This window comes from Helicobacter sp. MIT 05-5294 (assembly GCF_000765675.1).
GTDB lineage: Bacteria > Campylobacterota > Campylobacteria > Campylobacterales > Helicobacteraceae > Helicobacter_D.
Genome location: NZ_JRPA02000024.1, coordinates 1 through 15,813 on the forward strand (window position 1 = coordinate 1; position 15,813 = coordinate 15,813).

Below are 15,813 nucleotides of genomic sequence, written 5' to 3' on the forward strand. Positions count from 1 at the left end.
CCCAAAAACCCCTGCAATTGCAGTCCAATCCCCAGCACTTAGTCTTAGCCACATTCTCCAAGGGCAGCCTAAAAATACTAATGCACCAATCATCGCAAAAACACCAAGCCCAAAGCGCACAATCGGTGCTGAACCCGTGCGAGGGCGAAACTCTCTAAATAAAAAAGACGCAAGTAATGCACCAAGAATCAAGCCAATAATTTCGGGGCGAATGTATTGCACGATTCCTACTTGATGGAGATTGAGCGCACCTGCAATGTCGCGCGTAAAACACGCCGCACACATACCCATATTGCCAGGATTCCCTAAATATACCAAGATAGGCGCGATAACCCCAAGCGCAATTCCCGCCAAAATGGGATAAATTGCTAATTTCATAAAAACTCCTAAAAGTGATAAATGACAGCTGGTAGTTTCTAAGTAGTATTGTAGAAGAGCTGTTTGCTTAAGCCTTAAGCCAATTTGGATTATAAACAAACTTTACTTAAAAAACCAAAATGCAATAAAACTTCATAAAATACCTAATGCAATATTTGGTTTATTGTATTGGCTGTTGCCATAAAAAATATTCAAGAATCAAGAAATACTTAGAGTTAAAATTTATCAAAATTATAGATTTTATACGCTTTATAAAGAGTAAGGCTAATTATTAATGGTGGTATTTATCTAATTTGTATAAAGCAGCTAGAATTACAACCAAGCTTTTATAAATAATTTAGCAATATTAAAACTTCTATAATAAAGAAAACAAAACAACTCCCCATACCAAAAGTGCTAAAAGCACACTAAAAAATACCGCAGCACTTGCGCAATCTTTGGCGATTTTGGCTAAAGGTGCAAATTCTGAAGTGATTAAATCCACGCAAGCTTCTATGCTAGAATTAACTGCTTCTAAAATCAGTATCAAAAAAAGCACAGCGATTAAAAATAAATGCGAACTTAAATCTATAGGCAAGAAAAAGCTAATCACCATAGCAGGAATAATAAAAGCTAATTCAATACGGAAGGCAACTTCTCGCTTAAGCATTGCCAAAACCCCCTCAAACGCAAATTTCGCATTAGCAAGAAAGTGGTATTTAGGTTTCATGATTCTCCTTCTTTGGAATCTATATTTAGCAAATCATCTCTAACTTGATAAACATCACTCTCTACACCAAAATAGCCAAGCAAAGTGCTAAAAATATTATCTTGAGAGAGAGGCAAACTTTTGCGAGATTGTGCGATTTGCATAAGGGCTGGATTGCTACTAAAAAAGATAAAAGGAATGTGGATTTGCTCTTTTGGAGCGATAAAATAAGGCATTCCGTGCAAATAGATTCCATTTTCTCCTAAGCTCTCTCCATGGTCAGAGAGATAAATCAAACTTGTTTCATATTCTGGAATTTCTTCTAGCATATCAATTAAAGATTTTACAATAAAATCTGTATAAAGAATAGTATTATCATAGGTATTTCTAAGTTCTTCTTGGGAGCATTTTTGTAGCTCATTAGTATCACAAGTCGGAAGGAATCGCTTAAAAGCATCAGGATAGCGTTGATAATATAGGGGTCCATGTGAGCCTTGTAAATGCACAATGATGAGATTCTGCTCTTTTAAGCTTTTAAGTTGCTCTGAAACTTCTAGCAACAAGTTTTCATCATAAGGGCTTTTAAGTGATTTTACTTTTTCTAAGTTTTTGCAAACACCTTGACACCCACCAGAGTTATTGCCAAGCCATATGACATTTACCCCAACTTTTTGCAAAATATCTAAAGCATTTTCCCTATAATGAGCAGATTTTGAAAAATTCTCTTTGGATAAATCCGAAAACATACAAGGAACGCTAATCGCTGTAGAAGTCCCACAAGAATAAAAGTTATCAAAATATGCAATAGATTTCTCTTTGGTGTAGATATTTGTATCATTAATAGAATATCCACCCAAAGAATAATTTGCAGCCCTTGCAGTCTCACCTAAGACAAAAACCATTAATTTTCTTTTGGAATCTTGCCTTAAAGTCGCGTCTTTGGCAATTTCTTCAAATTCTTTTTGGGGCAAAGATTGTTTGACACAAAGAACAGCGGAATAAATTTGTCGTGTAGGAGTTTCATAAACCCTTAGAAAAATATGATTCCGAAAAAATGGAATTAGTGTTTGGCTCTGCGAATAAAAAATCCCAACAGCAAAAACCAATCCGCCCAAAAAGGTCAGCAAGGGAAGAAGAAAACGCCATTTTAGGGTTTTAGGGTAAATAATATGTGTTTTTATAATCAACAAAGTAGGTAAAATCCCAAAAAGAAAAATAAAAATCAACAAACTAGGAGAAAGTAAGTCAAAAACTTCTTGTGTATCTGTCTTTAAAACATTATCTATCATATCCCTATCAATAATCACGCCATAAAAGAACATAAAATACGCGCTAAGACAGCTAATCCATATTAATGGGATAAGTAAGATTTTGTATAAGTTTATTTTAAGAAAGAGCGTGAGGGGGGGGGGGGCTGATAATACACTAATTGCTAGAGCAAAATAAATTACAGGAAAAGAGAGTTTTAGAGCCAAAGAAGAATCAGAATCTAAGTTTTGATAAATTTGAATGAAAAAATTAAAATTCATACAGGTAAAGAAAAAGGCACTAAGCAAGACAAAGTGCAACCAAGATAAAGTGATTTTTGGAGCAAAAAGCTTATGTTTCTGCATTAAGATTCCTTTGTAGACTTTAAAATAAAGTCGCGGATTATATTTTATAAATGTTTAATGAATGGTAAAAAATTCCAAGAGGATATATTTTATGGATTAATTTTACCTTTTATTATTTTTTGATGGAATATTTCCTTGTTTTGTAAAAATTTTAGGAATTAAAATATGAGAAGCCATTATTGCGCAGATTAGAGCAAAATTATAAAGCCCAAATCCTCCCCTTGTTTTAAGGAGAAGATTTTGAATCTTTTGTGTTTTTTGAATTTTTTGTATCATAGAAATAATTTGTAATAAAATTTATAAATATCAACTAGCTTTTTAGATGAGGTTAATCATTGCCGCAAGGATTCCAATAGGCGCGATGAAGCGAATCGTGAAATACCAGCCTTTGAAATAGATTCCTTGTAATTTCCCCTCTAGCATTGCATAAACGCGTTCTTTGGGTAGAATCCAACCCATATAAATACACATAAAAACTCCCGCAAGTGGTAGCATAAAGGAGCTAGTGAGATAAACAAACCAATCAAAGAGGTTCTTTCCACCAAAAGTCAAATCCGCCGAGAATGCAGCGGTGTTGCTAAGAAGCGCGAAGATTCCTAGTATATAGGCACTTGCAATGCTGATAAAATTAGCAAAATGTCGCTTCATAGAAAAGCGTTCAATCAAATAGCTATTGAGGGGTTCAAGCATAGAAACCGCCGAAGTAACCCCAGCAAAAATAAGCGAGATGAAAAACAAAAACGCAATGATTTGTCCGCTGATGCCCATATTTGCAAAAATCAATGGCAAGGAGATGAAAACTAGTCCAACGCCCTCTGTTGGTTCTGCGCCATGCCCGAAAATAAAAGTGAAAATCACTAATCCAGCAATCAAGCAAAATAAGAAGTTTAATAACGCAATCACGACGGCAAAGCGGACGAAATTTCCGCCTTTTGGCATAGAGTTAGAGTAAGTCAAAATCACGCCAACCCCTAAGGAGAGTGAGAAAAACGCCTGTCCCACTGCGCGGACAATCACTTCGGCGTTGATTTTGTCAAAGTTTGGGCTAAAGAGAAACAAAAAAGAATCCATAAAGGCGTCTTGCGCTAAAGAATAGCCAAGCAATCCTAGAAAGATAAATAAAAGCATTGGCATTAGGATTAGATTTAGCTTCTCTATCCCTGCTTTTACTCCACGATTAAGGACGAATGCACAAAGCGCGACAACTAAAAAGTGCCATAGCATTTGCCACCCAATCTCTTGCCCTACAAACCCCCCCCAAATTTGAGTTGTCGTCTCTAAGGTTTTGGGCAATCCTGTAATGCTTAAAAACAAATAATGCACCAACCAGCCCAAAACTACGACATAAAAGGCAAAGATGAGGACGCCAGAAATTATCATCAAGCCGCCAAATCGCAAAAACTTGAGATGATGGGGCGCAAATTGTTCAAAGGTCGCGACTGCATTTTGCCCACTTGCCCTCCCAAAAACCATTTCTACGATGAAGACGCTCACGCCAAAGATGAGAAACGCTAACACAAAAACAAGCACAAACGCGAATCCGCCATTTTGCCCTACCAAATAAGGGAATCCCCAGATTCCGCCAAGTCCAATTGCGCTACCTGCTGTGGATAATATATATCCTGTTTTAGAAAATCTTGTCATAAAACCACCTAAAATATTTCGGCATATCTTAGCAGAATCGCATACGAAAAATAAAGGCTTTTAGGAAAAATAAAATGGAATTTTTGTAAATGTGTAATTTTGCGTTTCATTCGCCTTGCTATTGCGTCATTGCGAACGGGCATTTGCTAGTGTGGCAATCCACAATACAGAATCTCGCCCTTAAAGATTCCATTGTAAAATATCTATTTAAGTGTGGAATCCCATTTCGCGCCCACCATCAAAGTTTGAATTGATTTCGCGCTTGATTTCGTCTAAAAAGCTTTGTGTGGTGAATTGCGGTTTGGGGAGACTCGCGATATTGTAGGCAGTGTTTTTGACTACAAGGGCGATTTGCCCCCCGCTTAAAGCAAATTTAGCAAGTTTTTTTATATCAAAATCCTTTTCAAAAGGCGCGTTTTTGGGAAGCAGTTTTTCCCAAAGCAAGACGCGTTCTTCAAAGTTTGGTTTTTTAAATTCAATTTTATAGTTGAATCGTCTTGAAAAGGCGGTATCAAGCGTTTCTAATAGGTTGGTTGTGGCGATTAGGATTCCGTCAAATCGTTCAATTTGTTCTAAGAAAATATTTTGCATTTGGTTGTGCATTTTGTCTGCACCACTCCCGCTTGTCGTGCGTGTGCTTAAAAATTGGTCTGCTTCATCAAGCAATAAAATGGGCGTTTGTTTGCTATTGGCGCACAATTCTTTGTAGGATTCAAAGATTTTGCGGACATTTTTTTCGCTTTCTCCGACATACATAGAGAGAATCTTGGAGCAATCAAAGCTTAAAACAGGCTTTTTAAGGGACTTTGCAAGTGCTAAAGCGGTGAGTGTTTTGCCTGTCCCTGCCGCACCATAAAAGATAATTTTCGCGTCAATTCCTCGTTTTTTGTCTTTGATTCCCCAATCTTTTAGGTATTGTAAGACTTTGGAATCCATTTGCTTAAGCAAGGTTTCAAGCGTGGCTTGTGTGCTTGGGGCTAATACAACTTCGCTTAGCGGGACTTTTGGTTGTAAAAATTCAAAGATTTCTTGTTCTAAAACAAGGGATTTTAGGCTAATCCTCTCTTTTTTATCGTAATTTTGTGGGTGTGTAATGCGTTTTAAAATCGCATCGGGGATAAAAAAGGTGCGATTGATTCCACCAAAAGGGCTTAAAATCTCATCATAATCCACCAAGCCCTTTTCTACCAAACGACTTCTATCGTCCAAAAGGGCGCGATTCTTTATCCTTTCATAATCGTTCATACTCACAAGATTAATCAGCGTATTTAACTCTCGCCCCTCACTTTCCTTACCTAAATATTCTTCACGCAAAAGAGCAATGAAAAGAATCTTTTCTTGTGCGTTGAGGTTGTATTCTTTAAACAAAATCTCCAAGCTTAGCTTCTCTGTGGTCAAATCTAAACGCTCGTTAATTCTTTGTTGGAGCAGTTTAAACTTTTGCATTCCTTTGTTTAGAAGTGGCGAGGTGGAATGGTCTTTTTTGTATGGGCTTAAGCTGTGCATTAATTCAATGGATAAAAATTGGTCTTTAAGATATTCTAAGTGATTGTTATAGGGGGCGACTTTGGGAAGTTTGGGATTGATTCCGCCCTCTTCAAGGAGTTTTAAAAAGCTAGAGCTTAGGCTAAAAGCGGTGTTGATTAACTCTAGTAGGACAACTTCTTGATTGAGATTCTTTAAAAAACTCTGTTGGCTAATCCAGCCTAATTCTAAAAGATTTTTAAAATGAGGCAAGGAATCCAAAACTGCTATTTCGTTTTGCGGAACAAAAAGCGCATTGATAATATCTAGGCAAATGATTTCGTCTGTGCCTTTGAGAAGTTCGGCGCATAAATGGCGCAAAATCAATGCTTCTTCTTGATTGCATTTCAAAAAAGGATAAATTTTTGTCTTGTTAATGGGGTTGGTTTGTAAAAAATCTAGCAAATATTGCATATTGTTCCTTCATCATCATAAGGGTCAAGGTGAGTGATAATCTCCCATTTGCCCTCTAAATTTCTAATAGAGCATTCAACAAAATCCGAAGCTTGGTGCGCGTCTAATAGTGAGATATTTGGGTCAAAGACTAAATGCACTTCTACGAAATTTATCTCTCCGCTTTGGCGTGTTTTAAGGTCGTGATAGCTTTGAATCTTGGGTGCAGAATCCAAAATTTGCTTGATTGCATTGACTTTTTGTTCTTCTAGCGTTCTATCAAGCAGGACGAAAACGCCCTCTTTAAGCAATCCTAACGCGGAATATGCAACATAGATTCCGATTCCTAATCCAAAGATTGCGTCAATTTGGTGGAAATCTGTCCATTGCACTAAAAGGAGTGCGACAAGCACTGCCGCGTTGCTTAAAATATCTGTTTTGTAATGCAGCGCGTCTGCTTTGATAACGAGGTTTTTGCTTTTTTTGGCAACATAGCTTAGGTAAATCACAAGCATTGTGGTAAGAATCAGAGAAAAAATCATCACATAAAGTGAATAATTGAGATAGGTTAATTTTTCATCTAAAAAGAGCTTTTTACAGGATTGATAAAGAATAAAGATTCCAGAGACTAAAATCACGCTTCCTTCTATGACTGCGGCGAGAGATTCTATTTTGCCCATACCATAGTTGTAGTTAAAATCTGCAGGTTTTTCGGCTTTAGTAACGGCATAGAGATTGAAAAGTGAAGCGAATAAATCCAACAAAGAATCAATCGCACTTGCAAGAATCGCAATAGAACCGCTTAGGATTCCGACAATAAACTTAACAATAATCAAGATAAAAGCTGTCAAGCTTGAGATGATTGTGGCTTTGCGTTGGAGGCTAAGTTTAGGCTTTTTTGTGAAATCCACCGCACAAAATTTAAGGAAATGATTGGGCAAAACAGACATTAATAACCTTTAAACAGGGGGAAGCAAATAAAGAGGTTTGAGTGAATGGCTAAAAAGTTCAAGATTTAAAATATCAGGCAGCGCAAAGGGCGTTTTTTGCGGGAGTGTATGGAATCTTTGCAATGTGATTCCAAGCTGTGCCGCTTCTTCCTCTAAGATTTGTTGGGAATCTTGATTCAAGCTTGTGAGGGTTTTTTCGTCTTCTGTTTTGACAAAATAATAGTTTCCATAGGCTTTGATAGGAGAATTTTTATTAAAATGAAATGCGTGTGTGGCGTAAAGTTTGATGTTTTGGGTGATTTCTAATGTTTTGGCAAAAAGATAGATTAATTTCAATGCCATAAAACTTCCCGGACCGCGCACGAAATATAGACTATCAAACGCGATTCCTTTTTTGCTAAATTCCATAAACAATGGCACTAAACCATCGCTTAGTGGGAGAGTGATAGGGTGGGATTCTACGAGATTCCAAGTTTGTTCTTGGCTTGGGATTCCATTAGTATTTTGTGGAATCTCATTTTGCAAATTTTTAGCATAAAGCCCCACAAGCGTGGGTTCTCCAGCAAGATTTGGCAGAATCAGGATTTTATGCATTTTGCAAGGCATATTCATAAATCTTTTGCGATTCTTCACTCTCTAAAATTTCAAAGGCATTGCTGTTTTCAAAGAGTTTTTTGGTCAGCAAATGGTTGAGTTTGTGGCTACCCGCATAGGAAACATACGCACCAAGTAGCGGAATCCCAAGTAGCGACATATCGCCAATCGCATCAAGAATCTTATGGCGGACAAACTCTTCTTTGTAGCGCAAACCCTCTTTGTTTAAAATCGTCGTATCATCTAGCACAATCGCATTATCTAACGAGCCTCCAAGCGCAAGTCCGATGGAGCGCAAATACTGCACTTCACTTAAGAATCCAAAAGTTCTAGCCCTCGCAATTTCTTCTTTGTAGTTTTTGGTAGAAAACTTGAATTTATAAGATTGCGTTCCAATAGCTGGGTGTGGAAAATGGATAGAAAAATCAAAAATACACGCGTCGTTGGGTTCAAAGCGCACGAATTTATCTCCCTCTTTGACTTCAATAGGCGATTTGATTTTTAGGATTCTTTTGGGGGAGGATTGTTTGAGGATTCCAGCTTCTTCAAGTAACATACAATACCCAATGCTGCTTCCGTCCATAATCGGCACTTCTTCGTTATCTAATGTGATTTTGAGATTATCTATCCCATAAGCGTGGATTGCAGAGAGGAGGTGTTCAATCGTGGAAATTTTATGGTTGTTTTTGGCTATCACAGTCGCCATTGTCGTATCTACGACATTTTCAGGATTTAGAGGAATGCTCACGCCTACATCACTGCGATGGAATACGATTCCGCTATTTTCTTCTAGTGGCTCTAAAGTCATCTTGACAGGCACACCTTTGTGTAAGCCGATTCCGACTAATTCTACTTTTTTTGCAATCGTTTGTTGCTTCATTTTAGCTCCTCTATGATAATTTCTTGTTGTTTTCTATAAATTTTATTTTGGTTGTGTTGCAATAAATCTTTATCTAAAATTTCTCCACCAAAAAGCACATTTCCTTCGCCAACTTTGCCTAAAATCATATAATCTCCATTGCAGAAAATATTGCCACTGATATTGCCAAAAATCTGTATATTTCCCTCACTTTGGATATGCGCGCCACTATTAATGCGTCCAAAAATCGTTAAATCACCTTGCGTGATGATTTCTTCTCCACTGCGAATTGTGCGGTGAAAAATGAGTGTGGTGGTTTGTGTGTTTTTTTCTTTGGAATCTGGTTGGGTTTTGGCGTTAGAATCTTGGGATTCCAACTTAGAATCCGCCAAATCCGCTTTATTGGTTGTGCTTTGTGGGTCTGCAGATTGGTTTGTAGAAATGCTTAAATGCAAATTCCCATAAGATTCTCCATTTTGAGCTGTGGGCGATTCAATGAAGTTGAGGTTTTTGGCACAAAGATAGTCATAAAGCAAAGCAGAATCGGGAATCGTAGAATTTGCTTTGATGGGATAAGCGAAGACTAGCAGAAAGTCTTTGAGCAAAATAAAGTTTTTTTCAATATAATCTATGGTTTCTTGCGCATCTCCCTCTGTAAAAACAAATGCGCGAAAGTTTTTCTGCCTTGCCTTAACCATTGTTTATCCTTAGAGTTTGTTGATAATATCTTTCGCCTGTGCAATCACTTGCGTAATGTTAGTTTTAATCCATGAAGAATCCATCCATTCTGCATTCCATACTTCATAGCCTTGCACTAAAACGCTAAAATGTAAATGGTCGCCTAATGCTAATCCTGTGTTGCCTGTGTTTGCGATAAATGTGCCTCGCGCGAGAGAATCCCCGACATTGACTTCGCTACTTGTCAAATGCGCATAGAGGGTAGAAAGTCCAAGTCCATGATAGATTACAAGTGCATTGCCGTCAATCCCCACAAATTCGTTGAGCGTAACCACTCCGGGATTGTTAAGAATCACAGGAGCTTGTTTGATACTTGCAAGGTCTAGCCCCATATGATTGGATTCGCTGACATTTTTGCCTTGATAAGTAAAAGTGCGGTGATCGCCAAAACTCGCCATTACTGCACCATTTTTAAGCGGTGAGAATGCAGCGATAGAAAAATCCTCTATTAACGATTCGGTATCCACAAAAGAAGAAGCTTTAAAGATGCGATTGAAAGTCTCTTCGCGCACTTCTTCGTTGATATAGCGGAAAATCGCGAGTTTGCTATCAAAATCCTCTAAATTTCTTTCGCCAATTTCTTCTACAAGACTAGAGATTTTGCCATCAATAAACGCATCGCTTAAAGGAATCGTGGAATCGCGATATTGCTTTTTTTGTTTGAAGTAGTTAATGGGCGCAATGCTGATATTTCCTGCGTTGTCTTGCGCAATGATTTTTGCATTAAAATCTTCGTGGAGCTTAGACCAAGCAAGTAAGGAAATGTAGAATCCTTCTTTGTAGAAAGGTTGGGGTGTGAAATCCAAAATGCCATTTGTGATTTTCACGCTTTTTAGGTTTTCATCTTCTGCTTTGAAGATTACAAGCGCACTTCCGCCTTGCGTGATTTTGTAGGAATTTGCAACGATAGCAATCTGCGGTTTTTTGGTATCTATTTGGATATGAAATTGTTCTGTGGTTGTGTTGCCCTTAAAGAAATTCCATTTGCTCGTATCTGTTACGCTAACTTCTAGCGAGATAGATGGGACATTGTTTTTAAGGCTTTGGGGTTTTTGTATGCCAATGCAAAAGCTTTTAATCGGAGATTGTGCGGTGATATTTTGGGTTAAAGGCGCAGTGTTGGCGTTTTTGATTGCGCACATAGAATCTTGCTCGGTGAGTTGTTGTGCGTCAATGGGGATTCTTTGTCCATTTTCTATGAGGGCAACTTGATAGCTTTTGATTCCTGCGTTATCGCTGATTTCAATAGGAAATGTGCCTTTGAGATTCCAAGAATTGCTTTGGAGGTTGATAGTTGGAGATTCTTTTTCAAACGAATCCGAACTTAGCATAAACATTCCAAATATAATGATAATAACAAGTGCGACAAGCCCTAGAATCTTGGCAAAGCCGCCTTTTGCGCGTGGATTTTGCATAAACTTTCCTTAAAGTTTGATTCTAAAATAACCTTATATTTTAGCGAAAAAGTGCTTAATTTGTAAGCAAATGAGAGATTTTGCGGAGATTTCTTTGGATATTTTGGTGATTTGGTGGAATCGCCTATGTGCTGCACGGATAATCTTGCATTAAAATTAAAGCGTAGAGACTAATTAAACTAGGATTAGAATCTAAAATCCCCACAAATCCCCCCCCCCGAGACTCCAAATCAAAATGGCTTAGGATTCTTGATTTAGGAGATTCTAAGCATTAAGTGCGGATTTTATTGCTTGTTCTATCAAGTCTTTAGAATTTGGTTCAACCAATCTTTCGCCCACTTCCACGCCATTTTTGTAGAGAATCAGCGTAGGGATTCTGCGGACATTTAAAGATTCTTTTAATGCTTCTTCTTCGTCCGCCATAACGGCAAAAAACTTAACTTGCGCCCCATATTCTTGCATAAGCATTCCGACAATAGGTTCAATTTTGCGACAATCCGGACACCAAGGTGCGCCCACTGCGACAAAGCAAACTCCCTCTTGAATTGCATTTTGAAAATTAGCTTGTGTTAATTTTTCTAACATAAAATTCTCCTTGTTTGAATTAAACGAACGAATTGTGGAGTAATTTTGCTTAAATAACGCGAAAAATGAAAGAAAGATGTGATTTTGTTACATTTATAGGTTTATACGCTAAATTAGGAAGTGCAGCAAGATGAAAATGGAATCGCTAAGTGTGGAATCGCGATTCCAAACAAGATTAGGCGATATTGGTAAAAACCGCCTGCACATCGTCATCTTCTTCAATTCTATCTAGCAGTTTTTCAATCTCTATGAGTTGTTCTTCGCTAAACTCCACCGGATTAGTCGCAATGCGCTCTAGTGCGGCTTTTTTGACTTCTAATTTAAGCTCTTCAAGTGCATTTGCAAGCGTGCCAAAGCTTGTATAATCCCCATAAATATGGATAATTTCATCTTCTACTTCCATAGAATCTAGCCCAGCGTCAATGAGTGTAAGCTCTAGTTCTTCCAAGTCTCCTGCACTTGCTTTGTTGATTTCAAAATGTGCTTTACGCGCGAACATAAACTCCAAAGAATTATTGGTAAGCATTTGTCCGCCTAGTTTATTGACATAGCTTTTGAGATTCGCTACCGTGCGCGTTGTGTTGTCTGTGGCGCACTCTACAAAAAACAAAGCACCATGTGGAGCTTTAATCTCGTAATTGACTTCCGTGATTTGGATTCCATCTTTTCCTAAAGCGCGTTTAATGGCTGCTTCTATATTGTCTTTTGGCATATTTTGGGCTTTTGCCGCTAGAATTGCGGTGCGAAGCTTGGAGTTCATATCCGGGTCGCCACTGCCACCTTCTTTAACAGCGATGCTGATTGCTTTGCCTAATTTTGGAAAAAGTTTTGACATTTTGTCCCATCGCTTTTCTTTGCTTGCTCTTCGGTATTCAAATGCTCGTCCCATAAAAACCTCTTTTAATTGTAATTTAAAGCAGTGATTGTAGTATTTTTAAGTTTAAACTTCAAAAGGAATTTGCAAAATCTTGCAAATTTTCTTGACATTAACAAAGAATTTCTATATAATTTTGCCTCTTTTTGATAGAGCTTTTATTCCGGATTAGCTCAGCGGTAGAGTAGGCGGCTGTTAACCGCTTGGTCGTAGGTTCGAATCCTACATCCGGAGCCACTTCTTAAGATTTCTCCATGATTATTATTTAAACTTACTTAATTCAATGTAAAATTTCAGTTTTTACTTTCATCTTAAAGTTTTCCAAAGGATTTATACTTAAATCCGCATAATAATAGAGTCTTTAAGATTGGTAAGAAGCCTAAGAATTTTGCTATAATCACGCTAAAACTTAGCAAACTTCACTAAACCTTAAACATAAGGAATCATCAATGAAAACAGATAAAATCTTTCTTGTCGCCGAGCTTTCTGCAAACCACAATCAAGACAAAAATTTAGCCCTAAAAACCATTAAAGCCGCCAAAGATTCTGGAGCTGATGCGATTAAATTGCAAACTTATACGCCTGATTGTATGACGCTAGATTGCGAGGGTGATGATTTTCGCATTAAAGGCACTTTGTGGGAAGGAAAAAGGCTTTATGATTTGTATCAAGAGGCAATGACGCCGTGGGAATGGCATAAGGAATTGTTTGATTATGCGCACCAACTTGGGCTTGTATGTTTTTCTAGTCCTTTTAGCAAGGAGGGTGTAGATTTTTTAGAAAAATTAGGGAATCCTATTTATAAGGTTGCGTCATTTGAGATTGTGGATTTGGAGTTAATCGCGTATATTGCGCGTTTAGGGAAGCCGATGATTCTTTCTAAAGGAATTGCGACTAAAGAGGAAATTGACGAGGCAATAAAGATATGCAAGGAAGCAGGTAATTCGGATGTTACGCTTTTGCAATGCACGAGTTCTTATCCTGCGCCATTGCAAAGTGCGAATTTGAGCTTGATTCCACAACTAAAGGCGGATTTTGGCGTAGAGGTTGGGCTGTCTGACCATACATTAGGAATCACTGCACCCATTGTAGCCGCAAGTTTGGGAGCTAGAGTGATTGAAAAGCATTTTATTTTAGAAAGGGCGCAAGGTGGCGTAGATAGTGCTTTTAGTTTAGAACCAAACGAGTTTGCGCAAATGGCAAAGGTGGTTAGAGAGGTTGAGGAATTGCTCGGGATTCCAACTTATGAATTAAGTGAAAAGTCTAAAGAGGGCAGGGCGTTTATGCGCTCCTTATATGTTGCCAAGGATATTAAAAAAGGAGAAATTATCGGGCTTGGTTCTATCTGCTCTATTCGTCCCGGATTTGGAATTGCGCCAAAATATTTAAAGGAAGTTTTGGGTAAGCGCGCTAGTAAGGATTTGTGTCGCGGAAAAGCGTTAGAATTTGGGGATTGGGAGAAGATTTGATGTTGTGCGCATTTTTGAGGTCGCACCGATTTCCGCTTATTTCATAAAATTTACCCAAAAATCATAAAATAGATAAGAGGATAAGAAATAACCAAGTGGGAGATTGACAGCAACCCCGATAGTAAATGCCAAAAAAGGCTTTATCCCAATAGAGATAATCGTTCTAAGCTGCGTATTGAGTCCAACACAAAGAAAAGTCCAAGTAAAAACCCAATTACGCAAGGTTTTAATTAGTCCTAAAGATTCTTTTGAAAAACTCTCACTTTGTGTCGCGTCAAAGTTTAGGCTAAAAATGCTAACTAGAATAGAAGCGATTAGGAATCCTAAAATAAATTTTGGGAATTTCTCCCAAATTATTTTTACACCAACTTGCGTATTTTCTTGTTTATGCCATAGGGCAACAGACAAAAACGCTACCAATACAGCCCAGACCCCGACAAACATATCTCTACCAACCACCTTAATAAGTGTAAAGGCAGCAATAGCACGCTCATCACCAATAGATTGTGCTGCGGCTAATCCAGCGGAATCCGCAAACTCACTTGTGCCAATCCAAGCTCCTGCAACTCCAGCATCAAGATCCAATGCTTTGCACAGCACAGGTAACAAAATTACCATCACGATAGCATAAATGACTACGATACTAATGGAAAGGCTGATATGCTCTTGCTTGGCTTTTGCTGCATTTCCGATGACGATAGACGCGCTCACGCCACAGATAGAACCTCCTGCACCTAAAGTTGCCCCAAAGCTAGGGTCTAGCTTCAAAAGCTTTGTCGCTGCAAAATAAATCACACCAAAAGTAACGATTGTGATAGTGCAAGCTTGTAGAATCGCAATTCCACCAGCATTAATAAGAGTTGTCAAAGGGAGGGTTGCACCCATAAGCACGATTCCGATTTTGACATAAAATTCTGTAAGCAATGAATCTTTAAACCACATAGGCAAGTCAAAAAGATTTCCCAAAAGCAATCCAAGCAACAGAGCAATCAAAGGGGATTCTAGCTGATATTCTTTGACATTTTGGTGGCTACTAATCAGAAATACAAGAATGCTAAGTGCAAACAATACGCTAAAGCTGACGATAAAAGCCCTAAGATTCTTGCCAATAAATTTGGATACAACACTAAACCAAATCCCAAAAAAGCCAAACAGGGCAACAAAATACCATAGTTCAAGATTTTTAAAAGCTTTTAAAATGTCTGTTTCTCCCCAAGTGTTAAATTTTACATTCAAGATTTTGATGATAAAAAATCCATCAAGAAGCCAAAAAAGACCAATTCCTATCACTAAAAATAAACCAATAATATTCGCCCAGCTATCTTCTTTTGAAAGCCAAACAACCTTTGAAGTTTTCACAATTTTCCTTTGTATTTTTACAAAAATTTTTCTGAATGAATTTGCATAAAATTTCCAATTTTATTAATCTTTAAAGCGATTCTACGCCCACAATATGAGCATATACAAGCTTTTGTGATTGGTGTAATTAATAAAATGCTGCTTAAGAATATCTTTATTACGCAGAATAGTTATTGTATGAAATATGATTTCGTGTAACAACCAAAAATATAGAATTACCTTCAAGAAAAGTTTGTGTGATTCCACTCACGAGAGTGCCATACGAAATTGGAACCAATCTAAATAACGAATTATACTATAATTCTATGTGTTTCAAAAAACAAAAAGTATTTTTTGTAAAAAACAGCCGTTATTTGTTTATTGTTTTACAATGGGTGGAGATTGCAAAAAGTTTTCTTAATGTAATTTATCCACTGCGCTTCCGTTTAAAATTCCTGTTTTACATATTGGCAATACAAGAGGAGAAAAGGGGTATTAAGGGTTTTTGATAATGAGTGTCTAATGGGCTAATCTATTTGATATTTCTGCAAAAGTGCATAAAATATCAATATCTATATAATACAATATAATACAATTATATATGGTAATTTTGAATTGTTTTCCAAATAATTCTTAAATAATTCCTCTTCCATTTCAACTCCCCTTAAGCTAACTTTGCTAAAATTCCATTTCCTTTTTTGCGCTAAAAATATTTTAGAGTGAAAAAGTAAATGTTCTTTAACTATTATTT

Annotated in this window: 14 protein-coding genes and 1 tRNA gene; 2 read left to right on the plus strand and 13 right to left on the minus strand. The window is 37.5% G+C overall.

Translation table 11 applies throughout. The features are described 5' to 3' along the window. The 12 genes from yedE to LS69_RS09185 form a co-directional block, all read right to left on the minus strand. On the minus strand, positions 1–378 hold a 378-nt coding region (yedE, locus tag LS69_RS09130; RefSeq protein ID WP_138124281.1), incomplete at its 3' end, for a YedE family putative selenium transporter. 355 nt (positions 379–733) lie between these two features. Further along, positions 734–1,087, minus strand: coding sequence for a diacylglycerol kinase (locus LS69_RS09135; RefSeq protein ID WP_138124283.1), 354 nt, complete (start codon positions 1,085–1,087; stop codon positions 734–736). Continuing rightward, positions 1,084–2,679, minus strand: coding sequence for a phosphoethanolamine--lipid A transferase (locus tag LS69_RS09140; RefSeq protein WP_138124286.1), 1,596 nt, complete (start codon positions 2,677–2,679; stop codon positions 1,084–1,086). Before LS69_RS09140 ends, LS69_RS09135 begins: the two co-directional genes overlap by 4 nt. Before the next feature lie 318 nt (positions 2,680–2,997). Further along, positions 2,998–4,323 (minus strand): sodium-dependent transporter, encoded by a 1,326-nt coding sequence (locus LS69_RS09145; protein WP_138124289.1) that lies wholly within the window; start codon positions 4,321–4,323, stop codon positions 2,998–3,000. 207 nt (positions 4,324–4,530) lie between these two features. Next, a complete protein-coding gene (locus LS69_RS09150) occupies positions 4,531–6,261 on the minus strand; it encodes an ATP-binding protein (protein ID WP_138124292.1) in 1,731 nt (576 codons plus the stop codon). Beyond that, the gene (locus LS69_RS09155) at positions 6,246–7,190 is read right to left on the minus strand and encodes a cation diffusion facilitator family transporter (protein ID WP_138124295.1); all 945 of its coding nucleotides are present in this window, start codon (positions 7,188–7,190) and stop codon (positions 6,246–6,248) included. Before LS69_RS09155 ends, LS69_RS09150 begins: the two co-directional genes overlap by 16 nt. A gap of 9 nt (positions 7,191–7,199) precedes the next feature. Continuing rightward, entirely contained in the window at positions 7,200–7,796 is a 597-nt protein-coding gene (locus LS69_RS09160; protein ID WP_238699288.1) for a hypothetical protein, read from the minus strand. Next, on the minus strand, positions 7,777–8,664 hold the full coding sequence (lpxC, locus tag LS69_RS09165) for a UDP-3-O-acyl-N-acetylglucosamine deacetylase (RefSeq protein WP_138124298.1): 888 nt from the start codon (positions 8,662–8,664) through the stop codon (positions 7,777–7,779). Before lpxC ends, LS69_RS09160 begins: the two co-directional genes overlap by 20 nt. Beyond that, positions 8,661–9,341, minus strand: a complete 681-nt coding sequence (locus LS69_RS09170) for a septum site-determining protein MinC (RefSeq protein WP_138124301.1) — start codon at positions 9,339–9,341, stop codon at positions 8,661–8,663. Before LS69_RS09170 ends, lpxC begins: the two co-directional genes overlap by 4 nt. A 9-nt stretch (positions 9,342–9,350) precedes the next feature. Beyond that, complete coding sequence (locus LS69_RS09175; RefSeq protein ID WP_138124304.1) at positions 9,351–10,796, minus strand: M23 family metallopeptidase; 1,446 nt, start codon at positions 10,794–10,796, stop codon at positions 9,351–9,353. Between the two features lie 264 nt (positions 10,797–11,060). Further along, complete coding sequence (locus LS69_RS09180) at positions 11,061–11,414, minus strand: thioredoxin family protein (RefSeq protein WP_275050973.1); 354 nt, start codon at positions 11,412–11,414, stop codon at positions 11,061–11,063. Between the two features lie 142 nt (positions 11,415–11,556). After that, positions 11,557–12,270, minus strand: a complete 714-nt coding sequence (locus LS69_RS09185; protein ID WP_138124309.1) for a YebC/PmpR family DNA-binding transcriptional regulator — start codon at positions 12,268–12,270, stop codon at positions 11,557–11,559. Positions 12,271–12,417: 147 nt separating this feature from the next. On the opposite strand from LS69_RS09185, the gene LS69_RS09190 reads away from it, so the two are divergent. Both LS69_RS09190 and pseI read left to right on the plus strand, forming a co-directional pair. Then, positions 12,418–12,492, plus strand: a tRNA-Asn gene (locus tag LS69_RS09190). A 212-nt stretch (positions 12,493–12,704) separates the two neighbouring features. Then, on the plus strand, positions 12,705–13,724 hold the full coding sequence (gene pseI, locus LS69_RS09195) for a pseudaminic acid synthase (protein ID WP_138124312.1): 1,020 nt from the start codon (positions 12,705–12,707) through the stop codon (positions 13,722–13,724). A gap of 36 nt (positions 13,725–13,760) precedes the next feature. Here pseI and LS69_RS09200 read toward each other — a convergent pair whose 3' ends face one another. Continuing rightward, positions 13,761–15,083: a putative sulfate exporter family transporter gene (locus tag LS69_RS09200; RefSeq protein ID WP_202978669.1), complete on the minus strand. Its 1,323-nt coding sequence runs from the start codon at positions 15,081–15,083 to the stop codon at positions 13,761–13,763. Between the last annotated feature and the right edge of the window lie 730 nt (positions 15,084–15,813).

What these genes read in the sequence shown, in the direction of transcription:
- LS69_RS09135 (WP_138124283.1), bottom strand. Translation starts at nt 1,087, where the DNA reads ATGAAACCTAAATACCACTTTCTTGCTAATGCGAAATTTGCGTTTGAG.
- LS69_RS09140 (WP_138124286.1), bottom strand. Translation starts at nt 2,679, where the DNA reads ATGCAGAAACATAAGCTTTTTGCTCCAAAAATCACTTTATCTTGGTTG.
- LS69_RS09145 (WP_138124289.1), bottom strand. Translation starts at nt 4,323, where the DNA reads ATGACAAGATTTTCTAAAACAGGATATATATTATCCACAGCAGGTAGC.
- LS69_RS09150 (WP_138124292.1), bottom strand. Translation starts at nt 6,261, where the DNA reads ATGCAATATTTGCTAGATTTTTTACAAACCAACCCCATTAACAAGACA.
- LS69_RS09155 (WP_138124295.1), bottom strand. Translation starts at nt 7,190, where the DNA reads ATGTCTGTTTTGCCCAATCATTTCCTTAAATTTTGTGCGGTGGATTTC.
- LS69_RS09160 (WP_238699288.1), bottom strand. Translation starts at nt 7,796, where the DNA reads ATGCCTTGCAAAATGCATAAAATCCTGATTCTGCCAAATCTTGCTGGA.
- lpxC (WP_138124298.1), bottom strand. Translation starts at nt 8,664, where the DNA reads ATGAAGCAACAAACGATTGCAAAAAAAGTAGAATTAGTCGGAATCGGC.
- LS69_RS09170 (WP_138124301.1), bottom strand. Translation starts at nt 9,341, where the DNA reads ATGGTTAAGGCAAGGCAGAAAAACTTTCGCGCATTTGTTTTTACAGAG.
- LS69_RS09175 (WP_138124304.1), bottom strand. Translation starts at nt 10,796, where the DNA reads ATGCAAAATCCACGCGCAAAAGGCGGCTTTGCCAAGATTCTAGGGCTT.
- LS69_RS09185 (WP_138124309.1), bottom strand. Translation starts at nt 12,270, where the DNA reads ATGGGACGAGCATTTGAATACCGAAGAGCAAGCAAAGAAAAGCGATGG.
- pseI (WP_138124312.1), top strand. Translation starts at nt 12,705, where the DNA reads ATGAAAACAGATAAAATCTTTCTTGTCGCCGAGCTTTCTGCAAACCAC.